We start from the raw sequence: 21,971 nt of genomic DNA, 5'->3' as shown, positions 1-21,971 counted from the left end.
TAGCTATATTTTATTTTTACATGACACTCATTACAGCAGTCAATACAACAGATCCAATCGTTAAAATCAGCATTGTCCAAATGACAAATTTTGTTACTTTAGCAAAAGTACTTGTTTGTTTTTTTTCACGCATTGTTTTCAACCTCGTCATTAATTAGTTGATTCAAGTGTACAATCTTTTTTCCATTTCCACAAGAGGGCTTTTTTATAAAAACTTCCCTTTTTTTAAATAATAGGTAGTTACGATACAAATAAATAATGTTAATAGAACTAGCCATATAAAGGCATCATCCCTTTCAGCAATAGGTAACTTAATGTTCATTCCATAGATACTGCCGACGATTGTCGGTATAGTTAAAATAATCGTTAAAGAAGTTAAAATTTTCATAATATTATTCAGATTATTCGATACGATTGCTGAAAAAGTCTGATTCATTTGTTCTACTAGTTTTAATTGAATGCGAGAAGTAGTCATTGCCTGCTCTGTTTCCACCAATACATCACGTAAATGATTTTTCAAAGCATGATTTTCTTGGAAAAGTTTATTTTGCGCTAGTTCTTTCAATGCATCTAAATTAGCAGAAGTCGCTTCTCTGAAATAAACGAGGCTTTTTTGGATATCCATGATTTGATAAAGTTGTTTGTTTTCAGTGGATACTTGAAGTTTGGCTTCCAAAGTATCGCATTGAGATTGAAGCGTAGCTAAATAACTGTTGTAAGAGAGTGTGACCTGCCAAATGAATTGAAAGAAGATATTGAGATTAGGCGAAATATCACTTTTTGGAAAGGTCTGGCTAAAGACTTTCTTTAAAAACAGTGGTTCATGATTCGTAATTGTGATAAGCTTCTTTTTGGGCGTCAAAATAATAGAGAGCGGGTATGTATCCACTTGAAAATAACCGCTAGGACTTGTTTTAGCAAAAGGATATTGTAACAATAATAACGCTGGCTTTGTCAACTTTGATTGATTGAATTCTTCTGTACGGGAATTTTCTGCATCGTCCAATATGGAAGTGATGTAATCTGACGGAATTTCAAATTGATGTGTCAGCTGATGAATCTCTTCTTGATTAGGACGTTCTACACAATACCAGATCGTTTGGTCAGTTTCCTTTCCGGTATTACGCAGTTTCTCATTATCTAATGTAAAATATTTGATCATGATTTTCCTCCTGTTGCCTGTTTCTTTTATTATAACGGATAGGGAATTGGAATACATGGAATGTGTTTGTAAGATATAGAATATAACTGCATAAATTTAAATAAAATGAAACAGTTGTGTAAAGTATATACAGTATACTTGAAGCAACGATAAAAAAGGAGTTTACGTTCATGGGCACATTCACACCACTTATCTTGTTTTGGTATATTTACCCGGTAATCGTTTTGTTTGGTTGCCAATTTCTTGTAAAATTATTTTCGTTAAATCGTCGTTTTAAAATAAAAGCCCCTGATTTGGCGATTCCTTTTTTGTGGGGCGGTATGCATGCATTGTCTAGAAATACAGGGACAATTTCTATCTTACCGTTTTTCTTTATTTCTGTTTTGCTAATGGGAATTTGTATTGCTGTTTTCCAAGCATATTATTATGAAGAAATTATTTATCCGCGTTATTTCAAGATGACTTGGCGTTTGGTTTTTCTGTTGACAATCGTCTTGTACGCTGTCTTGATCATTGTGAACATACTTTCTTACCTATGAAAAAAATAGAAAAGCTGTAAAAAGTCTTTTAAAAGGCTTTTTGCAGCTTGATTTTTAAAAAAATGTTTATGAATAAAAAAAGTTGTTCCCGGATTTCCCAGAAAAGGTGGTAGAAAGTGGGGGATTGTGGTAGACTAATTTTAGTTAGTGGAGGAATGGGGGGCTTTCAATGTTGATGGGTGAATTCCAACATAATATTGATGCAAAAGGACGTTTAATCGTGCCCTCAAAACTTCGTGAAGAACTTGGCGAAAAGTTTGTTCTGACACGCGGATTGGATGGCTGTCTTTTCGGCTATCCGATGAGCGAATGGGAAAATCTGGAAGCTAAACTGAACGAAATGCCGTTGGCTAAAAAAGACGCACGTACTTTTGTGCGATTCTTCTATTCGGCTGCCACTGAATGCGAACTTGATAAACAAGGACGAATCAATATACCCAGCACGTTAAGAAATTATGCAGCTTTGACAAAAGGTTGCGTAGTCATCGGTGTATCTAACCGAATTGAAATTTGGGATGAGACACGATGGCAAGATTTTTCTGCAGCAGCAGAAGATAACTTTGACGAAATTGCTGAAAGTATGATTGATTTCGGACTATAAGAATAGGAAGAGGCTGACTAATGACTGAAACATTTCAACACTATACAGTCATGTTGAAAGAAACGGTAGATGGATTGAACATCAAACCGGATGGCGTTTATGTAGACTGTACACTCGGCGGTGCCGGACATAGTGAATATTTATTAAGCCAACTAAGTTCTAAAGGGCATCTGTATGCGTTTGACCAAGATCAAAAAGCAATCGATCACGCCAAGCTGCGTTTAGCTTCTTATGTCGAACAAGGTATGGTCACATTTATCAAAGCGAATTTCAGAGAATTAGAAGAACGCTTGAGTGAACATGTAGATAAGGTAGACGGCATTTTGTATGATCTAGGGGTTTCCTCTCCTCAGCTAGATGAAGCAGAACGTGGATTTAGTTATCATCAAGATGCACCGTTGGATATGCGCATGGATCAGTCAGCTCCTTTATCCGCTTATCACGTAATTAATGAATATTCCTACCATGAATTAGTAAAGATTTTCTTCCGCTATGGCGAGGAGAAATTTTCCAAACAAATTGCTCGTGAAATCGAACGAGTACGAAAAACAAAACCAATCCAAACAACTGGTGAGCTTGTCGAAATCATTAAACAAGTCATCCCAGCTCCCGCAAGAAGAAAAGGCGGGCATCCTGCAAAAAGAATTTTTCAAGCTGTGCGGATTGCAGTAAATGACGAACTCGGTGCCGAAGAGGCCTCTTTAGAACAGGCAATCCGGTTATTGAAAGTCAATGGAAGAATCAGCGTAATCACATTCCATTCATTGGAAGACAGAATTGTCAAAAGTATGTTTAAAGAATATAGTACGGTACAAGATCTACCACCGGGACTTCCTGTCATACCTGACGAATTCCAACCAGAACTGAAAGTCATTACTCGTAAACCAATCCTTCCTTCAGAGGAAGAGCTAACAGAAAACAATCGATCACGCAGTGCAAAGTTACGTATTGCAGAAAAAATAAGAATGAAAGAGGAGTAGAATGATGGCAGAATTAAAGAAAATGCAAGATTACGAATATGATTTACCTGAATTGGTGGATCAGCCGGAACAACAAATGCCTGATTCTTCTTCGAATCAAGAAATCATTCTTCCACAATCACCGGCAAAACGATTAAAGCAGATTTCTGCTTTGGAAAAAATTGCTGTGGCAAGCGTGGCGATTGCTATTGTTGCTTTATGTGTTTTAACAGTTATGCTGCGCACAAATATCAGCGGAGCTGAAAAAGAAATCACGTCAATACAAACAGAAATCAATGATAAAAAGCAAGAAAAAACGAGTTTAGAACAAGAAAAAAACGAACTTTCTCGTACTGAACGGATTAAACAAATCGCAGAAGAAAAAGGATTGTCTATTAATGACGACAATTTAAGGAAAGTGAAGTAAATGAGTCTTAAAAATAAAATTCGGCGGTTTATGGAAAAGAAAAATCTAAATCCGATGAACAATCGCAAAAAAGTAGGTATCATTTTATTTGCTACGAGTATTGGATTGTTCTTTTTATTTGCCGTCCGTTTCTCGTATATCGTTATTGGAGGTCATGTTGCTGGTACCTCATTAGCTGAAAAAACAAAACAGTTGTACCAAGGAAGTGAAGTAGTAAAAGCAAAAAGAGGAACGATTTATGATCGTAACGGTGTGGCGCTCGCAGAAGATGCCTCCTCTTATTCAATTAAAGCGATACTCTCAAAAACATATACCTCTGGGGATAAAAAACTGTATGTTGAAGAAAAGAATTTTGATAAAATAGCAGAAATCCTGCATAAGAATCTTTCTATAGACAAAAAAGATGCACTGAATATTTTAGAAGACGGCGCAAAAAAAGAGCTGTATCAAGTTGAATTTGGTAGCTATGGGAAAAATATCTCCCAAGAAACCAAGCAAAACATCGAAGCGGACATGAAAAAAGAAGGTGTCGCTGGTCTTTACTTTGTCGACCATCAGGCTCGGATGTATCCAAATGGCGTCTTTTCTTCTCATTTTATTGGATACGCAGTTCCAGACAAAGATGAGAATGGCTTAGTTGGTAAACTAGGTTTGGAGTCTGCTTACAATGATATCTTGAGCGGTAAAGATGGTAAGATTATTTATCAAAAAGATAATTTTCAAAATCCTCTGCCAGGTACAGTGGCAGAAGAAGAAAAAGCTGTCGACGGACAAGATATCTACACGACTTTAGACAGCAGACTACAAAGTTATTTAGAAACACTGATGGATCAAGTAAATGAAGAATATCAGCCAGAAGAATTGACAGCAGTCCTGATGAAAGCAAAAACCGGAGAAATCTTGGCAATGGGACAACGACCTACTTTCAATCCTGAAACAATGGAAGGATTGACTGGAAAAGATGCTATCTGGCGTAATTTCTTGGTACAAGATAGTTATGAACCAGGATCAACCATGAAAGTTTTCACTACTGCAGCTGCTATCGAAGAAGGAGAATTCAACGAGAATGAAACCTTCCAATCTGGAAAAATCCAAGTAGAAGATGCTACGATCAATGACCATGACTTTGGTGAAAAAGGTGTGCTGACCATGCGTCAAGCTCTTTCATGGTCAAGTAACGTCGGGATGGTCATACTGGAACAGCGATTAGGCGGACGATGGTATAACTATTTACAAAAACTGGGATTTGGACAAAGTACTCATTCTGGACTAGATGATGAAGTAAACGGTGCTTTACCTACATCAAATATTGTCGACCGAGCAATGAGTGCTTATGGACAAGCGGTAGGTGTGACGAATTTCCAAATGATGAAAGCTTTCACTTCTATTGCGAATAACGGTACAATGATTCAACCTCGATATATCAGCAAAGTGGTGGATCCCCAAACTGGAGAAGAGCGAACAACTCAAACAGAAGTTCTAGGGCAACCTTTTTCAAAAGAAACAACAGAAAAAGTCCGTGAATATATGAGAGATGTTGTCGAAAGCGAAAACTACGGTAGTGCTTATGGTGTATATAGTGTACCTGGATACAATGTATCGGCAAAAACAGGAACAGCCCAAATCGCTTCTGATACAGGGGGATATCAAACAGGAGATACAGCCTACCTGTATTCGATTGTGGAGATGGTTCCTTCTGAAGATCCAGACTATGTCTTGTATCTAACAATGAAACACCCTAAGACATATGATCGAATGGCCTTGGCTAAAATCGCAAATCCATTGATGAAACGGGCAATGGATTTTAAAGAAACTGAAGAAGATTCAGATACAGAAACAAAAACAGAAAAAGTATCCGTAGCCGATTATCGTAATCTTGAAGCGGACGTTGCAGCAGCTGATGCTCAAAAAAGTGGACTGCAACCTGTAGTGATCGGTAATGGTAAAAAAGTACAAAAACAATCTACTGCCAACGGTGATCAGTTGATCTCTGGAGAAAAACTGATCCTATATACTGGTGGTGATAAGCTGATGCCTGACGTAACAGGATGGTCAAAAGCAGATATCATGAAGCTGGGGAAAATCCTCGGTATTGAAGTTAGTTTTGATGGAGATGGTTATTGTGTCAAACAAGAACTTGCTCCATATGAAAAAATCACTGAAGACAAACTTAGTTTTACTTTAGAAGAATAAGAAGAGAAATAGGAGAGAAAAGAGCATGGAATGGACACAAGCATTGATTCCCATTGTCAGCAGTTGTGCAATGACAATTGCCGCAATGCCGCTATTTATTGGTTATTTTCAAATGAAAAAGCAAGGTCAGGCGATTCGTGAGGAGGGACCAAAGTGGCACAATAGCAAAGCCGGAACTCCTACAATGGGCGGCTTAGTGTTTCTGATCGGCTCTATTTTGACAGGAATTTGGGTTGGAGCTTGGCAAAAACAGCTAACTCCTACTCTTTTCATCTTGCTTTTTGTATTAGCGTTATACGGAGTAATCGGCTTTCTTGATGATTTTATAAAAATATTCAAGAAAAGAAACATGGGACTGAACTCTAAGCAGAAATTGATTGGACAGATTCTAGGGGGAATCATCTTTTATCTTGTTTACCGTTCTGAAGGTTATCCAGGTGTATTGAATTTCTTCGGACTAGATCTACCTTTAGGAATCATTTATGGTATTTTCGCTCTCTTCTGGCTTGTTGGATTTTCAAATGCAGTAAATCTGACAGATGGCATCGATGGATTAGTTGCTGGCTTAGGAAGTATCTCTTTTGCAGCTTACGGTCTAATTGCTTGGCATCAGCATCAGTATGATGTATTAATCATTTGCTTAAGTGTTTTAGGAGGTTTACTGGGTTTCTTCGTCTACAACAGAAAACCTGCCAAGATTTTTATGGGAGATGTCGGTTCATTAGCGTTGGGCGGACTTTTAGCGGCAATTTCTATAATGCTAAACCAAGAATGGACATTGCTTTTGATTGGTTTGATCTATGTTATGGAAACAGCAAGTGTGATGCTTCAAGTTACTTCCTTTAAGCTTACAGGAAAACGAATTTTTAAAATGTCTCCAATTCATCATCACTTTGAAATGTGCGGATGGTCGGAGTGGAAGATTGATACAGTTTTTTGGTTGATCAGCATTGTGACTTCGTTGATCACATTATGGATCGTTTGGTAGGAGATGACGGGAAATGAAAAAAATATCAACATATGAAAATAAGAAAGTGCTTGTCTTAGGACTCGCAAAAAGCGGAGTAAGTGCGGCCAAATTATTACATGAATTGGGCGCACTTGTCACCGTTAATGATGGAAAACCTTTTGACGAAAATCCGGAAGCACAAGAGCTGCTTTCTTTAGGGATAAAAGTAATAACAGGTAGTCATCCAATCGAATTGTTGGATGAAGAATTTTCATTGATGGTCAAAAATCCAGGGATTCCCTACAGTCATCCTTTAGTAGCAAAAGCCCAAGAAATGGGTATTCCGGTAATTACGGAAGTTGAGCTAGCTTACGAAGTAGCGGAATGCCCAATTATTGGGATTACAGGAACGAACGGAAAAACAACGACAACAACGATGACAGGACTACTACTGAATGCAGGAGCAGATCAAGGAATTGCACGTTTAGCAGGAAATATTGGGTATCCAGCAAGTGGTGTCGCGCAAGAAGCGAAACCAGAAGATAAAATCGTGATGGAGTTATCTAGTTTTCAACTCATGGGAATCACAGATTTCCGCCCTCATATAGCGGTGATTACCAATATCTATGAAGCACATATTGATTATCATGGTACAAGAAAAGAATATGTCAAAGCTAAATGGAACCTTCAAAAAAACATGACAGAAAAAGATTATCTGATCCTTAACTGGAATCAGTCAGAACTACAAGAATTAGCGCAAAGAACAAAAGCACGCGTACTGCCTTTCTCGACAAAAGAAGTGTTGGAAGACGGTGTGTATGCTGACGATTACTCAATATACTATAAAAAAGAAAAAATAATGGAAATATCTGAACTTGGCGTACCAGGTAAGCATAATGTAGAAAATGCACTAGCTGCTATTTCTGTAGCAAAATTGTATGGTATATCAAATGAAGCTATACGAGAAACGTTGAATTTATTCCATGGCGTACCACATCGTACGCAATATGTAGGAGAAATCCAAGGCAGAAAATTTTATAATGATTCAAAAGCAACCAATATTTTAGCGACTAAAATGGCTCTAAGTGGATTTGAAACGTCTAAGGTCGTGTTATTGGCTGGCGGATTAGACAGAGGAAATACATTTGATGAATTAATTCCTTCATTAAAAGGAATCAAAGCAATGGTCGTATTTGGCCAAACAAAAGAAAAGTTGATGGATGCTGGAAAAAAAGCAGGCATCGAGACAATAGTAACAGCCGATTCTGTAGAACAAGCAGTTCCTTTAGCATTAGAAAACAGTACAGATGGTGATGTAGTTTTATTATCACCAGCGAATGCCAGCTGGGATCAATACCCAAATTTTGAAACTAGAGGAAACAGATTCATGGAAGCTGTGAACCGATTAAAATAGAAAAAGTAGAAGCGAGCGATAAAAAATGAAAATTTTGGTTACAGGCGGAGGAACAGGGGGACATATTTATCCAGCTCTTGCCTTTGTCAATTATGTAAAGACTCAAGAACCGAATGCTGAATTCATGTATGTGGGAGCAAAACGAGGTCTAGAAAACAAAATCGTCCCTGATACAGGAATGCCTTTCCATACCTTGGAGATTCAAGGATTTAAACGAAAAATTTCCATGCATAACATCAAGACGGTCCGATTGTTTCTTAAGAGTATCCGTCAAGCAAAAAAAATCCTCAGTGATTTTCAACCAGATATCGTTATCGGTACTGGAGGATATGTTTCCGGAGCGGTAGTGTACGCTGCAGCCAAAATGGGTATTCCAACAATTATCCATGAACAAAACAGTGTACCAGGTGTTACCAATAAATTTTTAAGCCGATATGTGGATCGGATCGCTCTTTCATTTAAAGATGCGGCTTCCTTTTTTCCTGAAAACAAAGCAGTTCTTGTAGGTAATCCTCGAGCACAAGAAGTAGCAGATAATAAAAAATCAGATATTTTGAAAACATTTGGTTTGGATCCAGAAAAGAAAACAGTCTTGATTTTTGGCGGTAGTCAAGGAGCACTTAAAATCAATCAAGCAGTATCAGTTTTTTTAAGTGAATATATTCCTTCTTCTTACCAAGTTTTGTATGCTTCAGGAGATAGATATTATGAAGAGATCCTAAATAAAATAAATCCTGAAATACAAAATATTAGTGTCCAGCCTTATATCAAAAATATGGCAGAGGTCATGGCTTCCAGTGATCTGCTGGTGGGGCGTGCTGGTGCAACTTCGATCGCAGAATTCACAGCTCTGGGGTTACCGGCAGTGTTGGTTCCCAGCCCATATGTTACGAATGATCATCAGACTAAAAATGCAATGAGTCTTGTTCACGCAGGAGCAGCAAAAATGATTGCAGATAATGAACTAACAGGTGAATCACTAAGTCAGACAATCAATGAAATCATAGGTGATGAAGAATTGCAAAAGCAAATGTGCCGAGCTTCTAAAGAACAAGGAATCCCTGATGCTTCAAAACGTCTTTATGACTTAGTAAAACAAATAATCAAAAAATAAAGGCGGTGGTCTTAGTGAGTAAGAAAAAAGAACCAAAAAAATTGTCTCATCCGTCTTCTGATGAAAACAATTTGACTCCTTGGCAAAAGGCTAACCGAAAATATCTGGCAGAACAAGAGATGAAAAACCAAGAGCCAAAAAAAGAAGACATAACATTAGATACACCCCTTTCAGATTCTGAAGAAGAAAAAACGGTTCAAGAGGAACAGCAAGAAGAAAGCCAGTCCGAGAAAAAAATCGAATTTTTTGAAGAGATCAAGCAAAAGAAAAACGGTGGGCCATATAACGGTTCTTTTTTGAACCGGCTGCCCAATTTAAAAAGTCAACGGCACAAAGTACTATTTCGTCGGTTAGCTTTGATCATCACTGTATTGGGTATACCGCTGATTTTTTTGATCTATTATGTTTCTCCTTATAGCAAATTACAAGCAGTTGCAGTATCAGGCAATAAGACAGTCAACAGCCAAGAAATCATCTCTGATACAAAATTGTCATTAGGAGAAAATGTTTGGGGACAGTATTTTCATCGATCTACTTATATCGATCGCCTTAAAAAAGCACAGCCAAGAATCGAAACAGCAAATATACATTTCAAAGGAATGAATGAATTCGATTTGGATGTAACAGAATATAAAGAGATTGCTTTGATCGCAAAAAACAATCAATACTATCCAGTGATTGAAAATGGAACAGTATTAGATGAAAAAGTAGCAAATCCTACAAAAAATCTCCCTATCTTGGAAGAGTTCAAAGACTCTGCAAAAATCAAAGAACTAACAAAGCAATACAATCAGTTATCATCAGAATTACAAAAAGCAATTTCTGAAATCAAGTACACGCCAAGAGCAAGCAATAAAAATCTGATCCAATTGAATATGAATGACGGCAATCAAGTTATTGTAAATATCAATAATCTTGCGAACCAAATGAAATATTATTCGCAAGTAGCCAAAGATATGGATGAAAAAGGTGTGATCGACATGGAAGTTGGTATCTTCTCGCATCCTTACGGTAGCACTCAAGAAACGGAAGAATCGGGCCAATCGGAAGAAACAACTGAAAGTGAAGAAAATGCGGATCAAACAAACGAATCAAGTGAAGAGGCAGAAACGCAAGAAGCACAAACACCTGGATCGTCTAACACAAACGGATCATCTGATTCAAATGATTCAAGTGAAACAAGTCAAATAGAAGATAATCCAAGTACAACTCCGTCAAGTTTAAATGAAAATTGATAAAACAACTTTAAAAAGTAAGAATGTACTTTCTAAAAACCAGTAATTTATGGTAGAATTGGAAGCAGTGAATATATCTATTAATAAGTATATTTTAAAACGGACGCTAGTTGTTCGCTTGTATATGGAATAGTAAGTAGGAGGGAATCCCATTCATGGCAAAAACAGGAATGTATGTAGGCCTTGATATTGGAACGACATCTGTTAAAGTTGTCGTGGCTGAATATATCGACAGCCAAATGAATATTATTGGAGTAGGAAACGCAAAATCAGAAGGGATTAACCGAGGCATTATCGTTGATATCGATAAAACGGTCCAAGCGATACAACGAGCAGTACGACAAGCAGAAGAAAAAGCAGGTATCCAGATCAAAGGCGTAAGTGTCGGTTTGCCAGCAAACATGCTTGAAGTAGAAAATTGCCAGGGAATGATTGCAGTTAACGGAGATTCAAAGGAAATCACCGATGAAGATGTCAGAAATGTGGCTTCAGCTGCCCTTGTTCGTTCAATACCTCCTGAACGTCAAATCGTGTCAATATTGCCACAAGATTTTACTGTCGATGGGTTCGAGGGAATCAAAGATCCTCGTGGAATGATCGGCGTAAGATTAGAAATGTACGGTCTGTTGTTTACAGGACCTAAAACGATCATCCATAACATACGTAAATGCGTGGAAAATGCCGGATTAATCGTCAATGAAATGGTGATTACTCCTTTAGCGCTGACTGAATCAATTCTTTCTGACGGAGAAAAAGATTTTGGTACGATCGTCATTGATATGGGTGGCGGCCAAACAACAACGGCTGTTATGCATGATAAGCAATTGAAGTTTACCAATCTTGACCAAGAAGGTGGCGAATTTGTCACTAAAGATATCTCTATTGTATTAAATACGTCATTTAACAATGCAGAAGCGTTGAAAATAAACTACGGTGATGCATACCCAGAACGGACATCACCAGATGAAGAATTTCCAGTAGATGTGATTGGTCAGTCAGAACCAGTGAAAGTCGATGAACGCTACTTGTCAGAAATTATTTCAGCTCGAATGGAACAGATTTTCAACAAAGCAAAAGATGCATTGGACCAAATCGAAGCATTAGAGTTGCCAGGTGGCGTCGTATTGACAGGCGGAGCTGCTAGTCTTCCTGGTGTTGTGGACTTGGCACAAGAAATCTTCGGCGTAAATGTAAAATTGTATGTTCCAAATCACATGGGGCTGAGAAACCCGGTATTTACAAATGTAATAAGTATCGTGGATTATTCAGCAAACTTGAGTGAAGTGTATCAATTGGCAAAAATTGCTGTTACGGGTGAAACCTCAGCAGCTCGTCAAATGGTAGTTGAACAAGAAACAACAAACACATATGAGAGCTATGAAGCACCTGAAGAAACAATCTACGATGAGCCGGAACCAAAAGAGTCCGGAGAAAATGTAAAAAATAAAATCAAGGGTTTCTTTACAAATATTTTTGATTAATTCATCCTGGGAGGAATAAGATATGGAATTCTCAATTGATAATAATATCAATGACGGCGCAGTAATCAAAGTCATCGGAGTCGGTGGTGGCGGTGGAAATGCTGTAAACCGAATGATTGAAGAAAACGTTAAAGGTGTTGAATTCATTACAGCCAACACAGACGTGCAAGCATTAAAAAATTCAAAAGCTGAAACAGTTATCCAATTAGGCCCCAAATATACTCGTGGTTTAGGTGCTGGTTCTCAGCCAGAAGTTGGACAAAAAGCGGCAGAAGAAAGTGAACAATCCTTACGCGAAGCTTTAGACGGTGCAGATATGATTTTCATCACTGCAGGAATGGGTGGAGGAACCGGTACAGGTGCTGCACCAATCGTTGCAGGTATCGCGAAAGAATTGGGCGCATTGACTGTTGGTGTCGTGACACGTCCATTCACTTTTGAAGGACCGAAACGTGGCCGTTTTGCTGCAGAAGGTATCGCTCGTTTGAAAGAAAATGTGGATACATTATTAATTATCTCAAATAACCGTTTATTAGAAGTTGTAGATAAAAAGACACCGATGCTTGAAGCTTTCCGTGAAGCAGATAATGTTTTACGACAAGGTGTACAAGGTATCTCTGATTTGATCACAGCGCCAGGTTACGTTAACCTTGACTTTGCTGACGTGAAAACAGTGATGGAAAACCAAGGTACAGCATTGATGGGGATCGGTGTGGCTAGTGGAGAAGATCGCGTAGTAGAAGCAACGAAAAAAGCAATCTCCTCTCCATTGCTTGAAACATCTATTGATGGAGCTGAACAAGTACTCCTTAACATCACAGGCGGTTTGGATATGACATTGTTCGAAGCACAAGATGCTTCAGATATCGTAGCAAATGCAGCAACTGGCGATGTAAATATCATTCTAGGTACATCTATCAATGAAGAAATGGGCGATGAAATCCGTGTGACGGTCATCGCAACAGGTATCGATGAATCAAAAAAGGAACGCAAGTCTAGCCGACCAGCTAGACAAGCACAAATGCAATCACCTGCTCAAAAGACTGTATTAGATATGGATCAAGCTAAACCAACTTCTTCAGAAGAAGAAAACAGTTTTGGCGATTGGGATATCAGACGTGAACAAAATGTTCGTCCTAGAGTTGATGATTCCAATTTTGACAATATCGAAAAAAAAGAATTTGATACATTCAACCGCGAAGAAACAAAATCTCATGGCGATGATGAATTAAATACGCCACCGTTTTTCCGTCGTAAAAAATAAAGGAGAGGAAGAGCACATGATTGCTGACAACTTGCAGAAAATCAAGCAAGAAATTCAGGATTCGTGTGCTCTTGTTCATCGTGATCCGAAAGAAGTTACATTAGTAGCTGTAACAAAATCTGTTGAATCCGCTCAAGCTGAAGAATTGGTTAGAGCTGGCGTTATGAATTGTGCAGAAAACCGAGTAGATAAACTATTACAAAAGAAACAAGATTTATTTGATTTTCCTGAAATAAAGTGGCATTTAATTGGTAATTTACAGCGCAGAAAGGTAAAATTGATTGTAAATGAAATTGATTACTTTCATGCGTTGGACAGTTTAAGATTAGCAGAAGAAATCCAGAAGCGGTTAGAGAAAGAATTATCCTGTTTTATTGAAGTAAATGTTTCTGGTGAGGAATCAAAACATGGAATTTCACCAGATGAGCTTTTACCGTTTGTGGAATCTTTAGCTGCCTGCACAAAAATCAAGGTTGTTGGGTTAATGACTATGGCGCCTAAAGAAGCTTCTGATGAGCAAATCCATAAAGTGTTTGGTACGCTGAAAGAATTGCGTGATCTTGTTCAAGCAAAAGGTTATGCCCATGCACCATGTAGTGAATTAAGTATGGGGATGAGTCAAGACTTTCAAATTGCGATTGAAGAAGGTGCAACATTTATCCGTGTAGGAACAGCGCTATTCAAAGACGAATAAAGGAGGAACAAAAATGCCGCTTTTAAACAGAGGAGCAATTGCTAATTTTTTCGGATTAGCTGATGAGGAAGAGTACGAATACCAAGATTATCCTGAAACAACAAAAAAGGCTGTACAGCCAACTAAAAAAAATACAACACAGAATCAATCAACTCATTCTGTATCTGCTGCGAATACTCATGAAAAACAAAAAACGGCGACTTCACGTCCTGTAACGCATGAAAGTATTCAGCCGGCTGAAAAGAAAAAAGTAATTGAACTACATCAATCACCTACAAAAACTGTAGCGAAAGAAAGAACAGCTTCAAGAACCTCTACACAACCTAAAGCAAATCTTGCTGGAAAAATCACTGTAATGGAACCAAGAGCTTATTCTGAAGCTATGGCGATTGCTAAACGAATCATTGCTGGAGAAGCAACCTTAGTGAATTTTCATTTAGTAGAAGAAAAACAAGCGAGAAGAATCGTTGATTTTCTAACAGGAACAGTTTATGCACTAGATGGAGATATCAAACGTGTTGGAGATGAGATTTTTCTTTGTACACCGACTGGGATGGAGATTGACAGTTCAACCGCTCAATCTTTTGCAGATGCGAATTTGTTTGATCTGTAAGAGGAGGAACTACGATTTATACTATTGCACTATTACTTCATTTACTTCAACGGGCAGCCTATTTCTATAGCATTATCTTGATGGTATATGCATTGCTCTCTTGGTTTCCAGGCGGGTATCAATCAGGGCTAGGACGATTATTAGCTAAGATCTGCGAACCGTATATCAGTTTGTTCGATCGTCTGCCTTTGAGGATTGGACCCTTGGATTTCACAATTTTAGGGGCAATCCTGATCTTGAACTTAGCCGTACAAGGTTTAGCACAGATCATTATATGGATAACTGTCCATTTAGTTTATTGATTGAAGCAACAAAATCTTTATTCTCAGAATAGATAGGAGGGGAAAATTTTGGATGCAAATGTATACCAGCACTTTCGGGCAGATGAACGTACATTTATCGATTCGGTAGGCGATTGGATTGAACAAGTTCAAGGACAATATGCACCCTATCTGACCGAATTTCTTGACCCAAGACAATCCTATATTTTAGAAACACTGATTCGACAAAGCAGTGATTTGCGTTTCATGTTTTATGGCGGATATGAACAGGCAGAAAGAAAAAGATGTTTGATTTTCCCCGATTATTACGAACCTGTAGAGGAAGATTTTGAAACAGCATTGTATGAAATCCATTATCCTAGCAAATTTGCCAGCCTAAGTCATGGGAAAATCCTTGGAACTTTAGTGGGAACGGGGATCAAACGCTCTTACTTTGGCGATATCATCTCGGACGGTGATCGCTGGCAAGTATTTATTGCAAATGAGGTGGATCATTTTGTTGCTGCACAAGTAACAAAGATTGGAAAGGTTGCTGTACGCTTGGAACCAATCAAATACACAGAAATGATTATGCCGAAAGATAGCTGGACACAAGAAAGAGGAACAGTTAGTTCCATGCGACTAGACAGTGTGATCTCTGAGATTTATAATATTTCCAGACAGCGGTCCAAGCAGCTGATCGAAGCTGGTAAAGTAAAAGTGAACTGGACAGAAAATACAAGACCTGATTTTGTACTTGAACTATTAGATATTATTTCAGTCAGAGGTTATGGCAGAGTCCAGATCCAAGAACTTGAGGGGAAGACGAAAAAAGAAAAGTACAGGGTACTGTTCGGTGTATTACGTAAATAAAATAAAAAGGTGGTTTACTCATGGCTTTAACTCCATTAGATATCCAAAATAAGACATTCCCGACAAAAATGCGGGGATATAATCAAGACGAAGTAGATGATTTCTTAGATTTAGTTGTTCGTGACTATGAGGAATTGACTCAAAGAAATCGAGAATTAGAAAAAGCAGTCAAACATTCTGAAGAAAAACTTGAGTACTTCAATGAATTAAAAGATGCTTTGAACCAATCAATCATCGTAGCTCAAGATACGGCTGATAAAGTAAAAACAAGTGCAAGCAAGGAATCCGAAGTGATCGTTACTTCTGCACAAAACAAAGCAGATGAGTTAGTTGCGAACGCTGAAAAACGTGCACATCAATTAACAACTGATGCAGAAGAAAAAGCAAGAAAAATCTTGACAGATGCAACAGAAAAAGCAAGACAGCTTGCGACAGAAACTGAAGATCTTAAGAAAAAAACACGAGTATTCCATCAACGTATCAGCTTGATGCTTGAGTCTCAATTAGAACAAGTGAAAAGTCCGGAATGGGATGAAATTTTACAACCATTCTCCAGCTACGTGACTGACAGCCATGAAGTGATCAAAGAAGTTTTAGCAAAACAGCTTGACAATGAAAATGATACTGATGTAAACTCAGACACAGGAGTCATAGAAGCACCTATGACGGCATTTGATACACAGGCTATTGATATCTCGATCGTGCCTGGTGAAAATGAAAACGAGTAGAACAGAAAAGCACTTTGTTATTCTTAAAGCGAGCCGATGAGAGTGGAAGTTCGGTAAGACACTGCATGGTGAAAGATCCTCTACTTGAGACCTGCTTTTCCGAAATTAGAGTAAGAAGCAGCGGCTGACCTCGTTATTGGTCACAGAGAGTTTGCACTAGATAGATGCAACTAAATTTGGGTGGTACCACGGCATGTTCGTCCCTTGCGGCTGAACATGCTTTTTTGTGTCCGGAAAACAAATAAAGGAGTGTATGGTTGAATGAAAATGAAAGAAACCTTGCAATTAGGAAAAACAAAATTCCCTATGCGTGGTAATTTGCCAAACCGAGAAGGCGAGTGGCAAAAAGAATGGGAAGAAAATCGAATCTACCAAAAAAGACAAGAGTTGAACGAAGGAAAACCTAGCTTTGTTCTTCATGATGGACCTCCATATGCCAATGGTAATATCCATTTAGGACATTCATTGAATAAAATCAGTAAAGACATTATCATTCGTTCAAAATCAATGTCTGGCTATCGTGCACCATATGTTCCAGGATGGGATACACATGGATTGCCGATTGAACAAGTATTGGCTAATAAAGGCGTGAAACGTAAAGAAATGTCCATGGCAGAATACTTGGAAAAATGTCGTGAATATGCACTTTCCCAAGTAGATAAGCAACGAGCAGATTTCAAACGCCTAGGAGTTGCAGGAGATTGGGAACATCCTTATGTTACATTAGATCCTTCTTATGAAGCTGCACAAGTACGCGTATTTGGTAAAATGGCTGAAAAAGGCTATATTTACAAAGGATTGAAACCAATTTACTGGTCTCCGTCAAGTGAGTCTTCTTTAGCGGAAGCTGAAATTGAATATAAAGATGTAAAATCTCCATCTATTTTTGTAGCTTTCAATGTCAAAGACGGCAAAGATATTCTTGATGAAGATACAGCTTTTGTCATTTGGACGACAACACCATGGACATTGCCAGCAAACCAAGGTATTGCTGTAAATCCAAAATTTACGTATGTATTGGTGGAAGCCGATGGCCGTAAGTTTGTCGTAGCGAAAGATTTGCTAGAAACAGTCCAATCAGAAATCGGTTGGGAAAATGTAACAGTTCTAAAAGAATTTGCTGGACAAGAAATGGAATATATGACTGCAAGTCATCCATTCTATGAACGTGAATCACTTGTGATTTTAGGCGATCATGTTACTTTAGACGCTGGTACTGGATTAGTCCATACTGCTCCAGGACATGGGGAAGATGACTATATCGCTGGTAGCAAATATAAACTATCTGTAGTGTCACCTGTAGACTCAAAAGGATTGTTTACAGAAGAAGCACCTGGATTTGAAGGAATCTTTTATGACAAAGCAAATCCTATGATCACTGATCTATTAAAAGAAAAAGGAGCTTTGCTGAAGCTAGATTTCTTTACTCATAGTTATCCTCACGATTGGCGGACGAAAAAGCCTGTGATCTATCGGGCAACTCCACAATGGTTTGCATCTATCGATAAATTCCGTCAGAATATTTTGGATGAAGTAGAAAAAGTAGAGTGGGTTATCCCATGGGGTAAAACACGTTTGTATAATATGATCCGTGACCGCGGCGATTGGGTAATTTCCCGTCAGCGTGCATGGGGAGTACCACTTCCGATTTTCTATGCTGAAAATGGAGAAGCAATCATCACACCAGAAACAATCGAACATGTGGCAAAATTATTTGCTGAACATGGATCAATTATCTGGTTTGAAAAAGAAGCGAAAGAACTTCTTCCTGAAGGATTTACCCACCCAGGTTCTCCTAATGGCGAATTTACAAAAGAAAAAGATATCATGGATGTCTGGTTTGATTCTGGTTCTTCTCATGAAGCTGTTTTACGTCAACGACCAGAATTATCATTCCCAGCAGATATGTACTTAGAAGGATCAGACCAATATCGTGGCTGGTTCAACTCAAGTATCACGACTAGTGTGGCTATCAATGGTGTAGCACCATACAAATCAGTTATTTCTCAAGGATTTGCTTTAGATGGTGAAGGCCGTAAGATGAGTAAATCTTTAGGAAACATCATTGCACCAGAAAAAGTGATCAAACAATTTGGTGCAGATATCCTTCGCTTATGGGTATCTAGTGTAGATTATGAAGCAGATGTTCGTGTTTCTATGGATATCTTAAGTCAAGTGGCAGAAGTATATCGTAAAATCAGAAATACGATGCGTTTCTTATTAGCGAATACAGAAGATTTCGATCCTAAAAAAGATACTGTTTCGTACAATGATTTACGTTCTGTAGACAAATATATGACCGTTCGATTGAACCAAGTAATCAAAGAAATCCGAGAAGAAGGGTACGACAAATATAACTTCATGCATATTTATCGTACAGTTATGAACTTCTTGACGGTTGATCTATCGTCATTCTACCTGGATTTTGCTAAAGATGTAGTTTATATTGAAGCAGAAGATGATTATCAACGTCGTTGCATGCAAACTGTTTTCTATCAAACAGCTGTAGCTTTGACAAAATTATTGACTCCTATCATTCCGCATACAGCAGAAGAAATCTGGTCATTCCTGAAAGAAGAAGAGGAGTACGTTCAGTTAAGCGAGTTTCCTGGTTATGAAGAGTTTGCAAACCAAGAAGAATTGATGGATACCTGGACTGCTTTCATGGACTTCCGTGATAATGTCTTAAAAGCATTGGAAGAAGCAAGAAACAGCAAATTGATTGGTAAATCTTTGGAAGCAAAACTAACTGTTTATCCAAAACAACAAGTTCGTGAAATGTTAAAAGCTTTGGATGCAGATATTGCACAATTATTGATCGTTTCACCAGACTACTTTGAAGTTATGGCAGCAGATGAACAAGTGCCAGATAACGCTATGGTATTTGATGATGTTGCTATTACAGTGGAAAAAGCAGACGGGGAAACTTGCGATCGCTGTCGCCAAGTTCGTAAAGATGTAGGAGTAGACGAAAAACTTCCTCATCTATGCGGTCGTTGTGCAAAAATCGTTGAAGACTTCTATCCTGAAGCTGTAGCTGAAGGATTCGAAGAAAAGTAAAAGGGAAAAGGGGGTGTGACATGTTCTTTGTCACACCCCCTTTTGTTATCAATCGTTTAATTTTCCACGTTCACGATACCAGTTATCTGGTTGCCAGATCCATTCGAATCCGTCTTTTTCAAGTAGTTCGAAAGCTGCTTTAGGTCCCATTGATCCAGCTTTGTAGTTGGGAAAATCCGGTTGTGTTTGGTCCCAAGCTTTTCGAATGACATCCACGATATGCCAAGATTGAGCGACTTCTTCCCAATGAGAGAAGTTCGTTCCATCACCATTCAACGCATCTAATAGTAATTTTTCGTAAGCTTCTGGGCTATTTTCAACCATTTCTGCACTATTTCTAAATTCCAATTTGATTGGTTCCGTTTCAAATCCTTGCCCTACTTCTTTCCCATTCAAGGATAAAGAAAATCCTTCAGTTGGCTGAATATAGATCGTTAGAACATTAGGTGGAAGTGTCGTATCGTCACATGGTTCATCGACAGATGTTTTGAATACATTAACAGGAACTTGTTTGAATACGATGTTGATCCGAGTCCCTTTTTCAGTCAAACGTTTGCCTGTACGTACATAGAAAGGAACACCTGACCAACGGAAGTTATCGATAGTGAATTTGCCTGCGACGAATGTTTCAGTCTCTGATTGAGCATCCACTTTGTCTTCTTCGCGATAGCCCTTGAATTGTACACCATCCAATTCACCTTGAGCATATTGCCCGCGAACGAAGTTTTCTAACACTTCTTCTTCGTTATAAATGCGGATAGCTTTCAATGCTTTGATCTTTTCTGTACGGATTTCTTTTTCGGAAAATGCTACTGGCGGTTCCATTGCAAGTAATGCTACAACCTGTAAAATATGATTTTGCACCATGTCTTTAAGTGCGCCACTATGATCGTAGTAGCCCCCGCGATCTTCTACACCGAGGTTTTCGCCAAAAGTAATTTGGATATTGTCGATATAGCGATTGTTCCATTGAGCCTCAAAAATATTATTGGCAAAACGGATAGCTGAGATATTTTGGATCATTTCTTTTCCTAAATAATGATCAATCCTAAAAATATCTTGTTCTGGGAATACTTCTCTGATTTGCTGGTTCAATTCAAAAGCAGACTGGTAATCAGAACCGAACGGTTTTTCTATGATCAAACGATTGAAGCCATTTTTTGTCATAATATTTTGTGATTTCAAATGAGAAACGATCGTTCCAAAAAATTGAGGTGCCATAGCCAAATAATAGACACGATTACCGTTTAATTGATAGTGTCCATCTAATCGGTCAGACAATTCTTTTAATGTCTGATAATGCGTTGAATCATTTACATCATGGGATTGATAGTAAAAATGGCTTGCAAAGGTAGTTGCTTCTTCATCTGAAGGATTCAATGCACGGATTGTTTCTTTGACAACTTCACGGTAGTGCTCATCGCTCCAGGGACGGCGAGCGGTTCCGATTACAGCAAAATGCTCGCCTAAATTTCCTTTTCTGTAAAGGCGGAACAAAGACGGGTACAATTTACGCTGGGCTAGGTCACCTGTACCGCCGAATATCGTAAACAATACATTTTTTTCATTAGACATGTGGATACACTCCTTTATATTTTATCGACAAAAATCGTGCTGGCCGCCTTGAAGCTGACGGGGATTTTCTTTCTATCATTTTGGATAGTGATCGGTCCTTCATAAGCTGCGATGTCAACGATCTCATATTCTTCGTTGATATTCAGGTCAATAGTGACTAAGTAATCCAACAATTCTTTTTCATCAAGCACTCGTGCGATACGCACTTTTGTACCGACAGGATAGGACTCCAATGTTTGTCGGCGTTCTTCATGGACAACTTCCTCTTTTTTAGGAATCGATCCTCCATGAGGACAATGTTCAGGATGATTCAAATAGTTTTCTAAATGATCTGCAAGATGTTCCGAAGTCACATGTTCCAATACTTCAGCATCATCATGGACTTCATTCCAGCTATAGTCTAAATGTTCAACTAAAAAAACTTCCCATAAGCGATGTTTGCGAATCAGACTGCTAGCTTTTTGCAGTCCGCTTGCAGTCAATTGTACACCTTGATAAGGGGAATGTTCTACAAGCTCTTCTTTCACAAGTTTAGAAATCATTTCACTGACAGATGCAGCTGAGACATCTAGACTAGATACGATTTGTTTATTGTTGACTTTCGTTGTATCTCCACCTAGTTCTAAAATGATTTTCAAATAATCTTCTCGATTTGGTGTCATATTCGATCATCCTTTCATGGTAAAAAACCATCATTAGTAAGTGTAACAAAAAAAACGTTAATTGACTATTTTTCTAAATAAAAAACAAAGGATTTTTAGACGTTTTTACAACAAAAAACGAAAGATGATAGAGAAGACTCATTCTTTCGTTTATAAAGGATATATATA

21 protein-coding genes are annotated in these 21,971 nt (G+C 38.3%); 17 read left to right on the top strand and 4 right to left on the bottom strand.

What is annotated here, in order from left to right:
* Nucleotides 1-16 precede the first annotated feature (16 nt).
* Both IGL70_RS09305 and IGL70_RS09300 read right to left on the bottom strand, forming a co-directional pair.
* Nucleotides 17-133, bottom strand: coding sequence for a DUF4044 domain-containing protein (locus IGL70_RS09305; RefSeq protein ID WP_002291876.1), 117 nt, complete (start codon nucleotides 131-133; stop codon nucleotides 17-19).
* 72 nt (nucleotides 134-205) lie between these two features.
* Nucleotides 206-1,162 (bottom strand): magnesium transporter CorA family protein, encoded by a 957-nt coding sequence (locus IGL70_RS09300; RefSeq protein WP_002286649.1) that lies wholly within the window; start codon nucleotides 1,160-1,162, stop codon nucleotides 206-208.
* Between the two features lie 170 nt (nucleotides 1,163-1,332).
* On the opposite strand from IGL70_RS09300, the gene IGL70_RS09295 reads away from it, so the two are divergent.
* The 17 genes from IGL70_RS09295 to ileS all read left to right on the top strand — a co-directional run bounded on the left by IGL70_RS09295 (nucleotide 1,333) and on the right by ileS (nucleotide 19,566).
* On the top strand, nucleotides 1,333-1,701 hold the full coding sequence (locus tag IGL70_RS09295) for a DUF3397 domain-containing protein (protein WP_002286647.1): 369 nt from the start codon (nucleotides 1,333-1,335) through the stop codon (nucleotides 1,699-1,701).
* 169 nt (nucleotides 1,702-1,870) lie between these two features.
* The gene (gene mraZ, locus IGL70_RS09290) at nucleotides 1,871-2,302 is read left to right on the top strand and encodes a division/cell wall cluster transcriptional repressor MraZ (RefSeq protein ID WP_049142243.1); all 432 of its coding nucleotides are present in this window, start codon (nucleotides 1,871-1,873) and stop codon (nucleotides 2,300-2,302) included.
* A 20-nt stretch (nucleotides 2,303-2,322) separates the two neighbouring features.
* The gene (rsmH, locus tag IGL70_RS09285) at nucleotides 2,323-3,282 is read left to right on the top strand and encodes a 16S rRNA (cytosine(1402)-N(4))-methyltransferase RsmH (RefSeq protein WP_002286642.1); all 960 of its coding nucleotides are present in this window, start codon (nucleotides 2,323-2,325) and stop codon (nucleotides 3,280-3,282) included.
* Between the two features lie 4 nt (nucleotides 3,283-3,286).
* Nucleotides 3,287-3,688 carry a cell division protein FtsL gene (ftsL, locus tag IGL70_RS09280; protein ID WP_002294542.1) on the top strand — a complete coding sequence of 134 codons (402 nt, stop codon included), beginning with the start codon at nucleotides 3,287-3,289 and terminating at the stop codon, nucleotides 3,686-3,688.
* On the top strand, nucleotides 3,689-5,881 hold the full coding sequence (locus IGL70_RS09275; RefSeq protein ID WP_002286640.1) for a penicillin-binding transpeptidase domain-containing protein: 2,193 nt from the start codon (nucleotides 3,689-3,691) through the stop codon (nucleotides 5,879-5,881).
* Nucleotides 5,882-5,906: 25 nt separating this feature from the next.
* Nucleotides 5,907-6,869, top strand: a complete 963-nt coding sequence (gene mraY, locus IGL70_RS09270; protein WP_002286639.1) for a phospho-N-acetylmuramoyl-pentapeptide-transferase — start codon at nucleotides 5,907-5,909, stop codon at nucleotides 6,867-6,869.
* A gap of 13 nt (nucleotides 6,870-6,882) precedes the next feature.
* A complete protein-coding gene (gene murD / locus IGL70_RS09265) occupies nucleotides 6,883-8,244 on the top strand; it encodes a UDP-N-acetylmuramoyl-L-alanine--D-glutamate ligase (protein WP_002325464.1) in 1,362 nt (453 codons plus the stop codon).
* Nucleotides 8,245-8,269: 25 nt separating this feature from the next.
* Nucleotides 8,270-9,358, top strand: coding sequence for an undecaprenyldiphospho-muramoylpentapeptide beta-N-acetylglucosaminyltransferase (gene murG, locus IGL70_RS09260; protein ID WP_104873852.1), 1,089 nt, complete (start codon nucleotides 8,270-8,272; stop codon nucleotides 9,356-9,358).
* 14 nt (nucleotides 9,359-9,372) lie between these two features.
* Nucleotides 9,373-10,593 carry a cell division protein FtsQ/DivIB gene (locus IGL70_RS09255; RefSeq protein WP_073981140.1) on the top strand — a complete coding sequence of 407 codons (1,221 nt, stop codon included), beginning with the start codon at nucleotides 9,373-9,375 and terminating at the stop codon, nucleotides 10,591-10,593.
* A 155-nt stretch (nucleotides 10,594-10,748) separates the two neighbouring features.
* Nucleotides 10,749-12,074, top strand: coding sequence for a cell division protein FtsA (ftsA, locus tag IGL70_RS09250; RefSeq protein WP_002286631.1), 1,326 nt, complete (start codon nucleotides 10,749-10,751; stop codon nucleotides 12,072-12,074).
* 22 nt (nucleotides 12,075-12,096) lie between these two features.
* Nucleotides 12,097-13,338 (top strand): cell division protein FtsZ, encoded by a 1,242-nt coding sequence (gene ftsZ, locus IGL70_RS09245; RefSeq protein WP_002286629.1) that lies wholly within the window; start codon nucleotides 12,097-12,099, stop codon nucleotides 13,336-13,338.
* Between the two features lie 16 nt (nucleotides 13,339-13,354).
* Nucleotides 13,355-14,032: a YggS family pyridoxal phosphate-dependent enzyme gene (locus IGL70_RS09240; RefSeq protein WP_002324421.1), complete on the top strand. Its 678-nt coding sequence runs from the start codon at nucleotides 13,355-13,357 to the stop codon at nucleotides 14,030-14,032.
* A 13-nt stretch (nucleotides 14,033-14,045) separates the two neighbouring features.
* A complete protein-coding gene (locus tag IGL70_RS09235) occupies nucleotides 14,046-14,645 on the top strand; it encodes a cell division protein SepF (protein ID WP_002286627.1) in 600 nt (199 codons plus the stop codon).
* A 23-nt stretch (nucleotides 14,646-14,668) separates the two neighbouring features.
* A complete protein-coding gene (locus IGL70_RS09230) occupies nucleotides 14,669-14,947 on the top strand; it encodes a YggT family protein (RefSeq protein WP_038809215.1) in 279 nt (92 codons plus the stop codon).
* Between the two features lie 48 nt (nucleotides 14,948-14,995).
* On the top strand, nucleotides 14,996-15,778 hold the full coding sequence (locus tag IGL70_RS09225; protein ID WP_002286624.1) for an RNA-binding protein: 783 nt from the start codon (nucleotides 14,996-14,998) through the stop codon (nucleotides 15,776-15,778).
* Between the two features lie 20 nt (nucleotides 15,779-15,798).
* The gene (locus IGL70_RS09220) at nucleotides 15,799-16,506 is read left to right on the top strand and encodes a DivIVA domain-containing protein (protein ID WP_002286622.1); all 708 of its coding nucleotides are present in this window, start codon (nucleotides 15,799-15,801) and stop codon (nucleotides 16,504-16,506) included.
* 261 nt (nucleotides 16,507-16,767) lie between these two features.
* The gene (gene ileS, locus IGL70_RS09215) at nucleotides 16,768-19,566 is read left to right on the top strand and encodes an isoleucine--tRNA ligase (protein WP_002286621.1); all 2,799 of its coding nucleotides are present in this window, start codon (nucleotides 16,768-16,770) and stop codon (nucleotides 19,564-19,566) included.
* A 48-nt stretch (nucleotides 19,567-19,614) separates the two neighbouring features.
* Here the strand turns inward: ileS and zwf are convergent, their stop codons facing one another.
* Entirely contained in the window at nucleotides 19,615-21,141 is a 1,527-nt protein-coding gene (gene zwf / locus IGL70_RS09210; RefSeq protein ID WP_002286618.1) for a glucose-6-phosphate dehydrogenase, read from the bottom strand.
* Nucleotides 21,142-21,155: 14 nt separating this feature from the next.
* Nucleotides 21,156-21,803: a metal-dependent transcriptional regulator gene (locus IGL70_RS09205; RefSeq protein ID WP_002286616.1), complete on the bottom strand. Its 648-nt coding sequence runs from the start codon at nucleotides 21,801-21,803 to the stop codon at nucleotides 21,156-21,158.
* Between the last annotated feature and the right edge of the window lie 168 nt (nucleotides 21,804-21,971).

The sequence above is a fragment of the Enterococcus sp. DIV0901a genome (genome assembly GCF_051711525.1).
Lineage (GTDB): Bacteria > Bacillota > Bacilli > Lactobacillales > Enterococcaceae > Enterococcus_B > Enterococcus_B faecium.
This window is presented reverse-complemented; position numbering and strand designations above follow the sequence as displayed.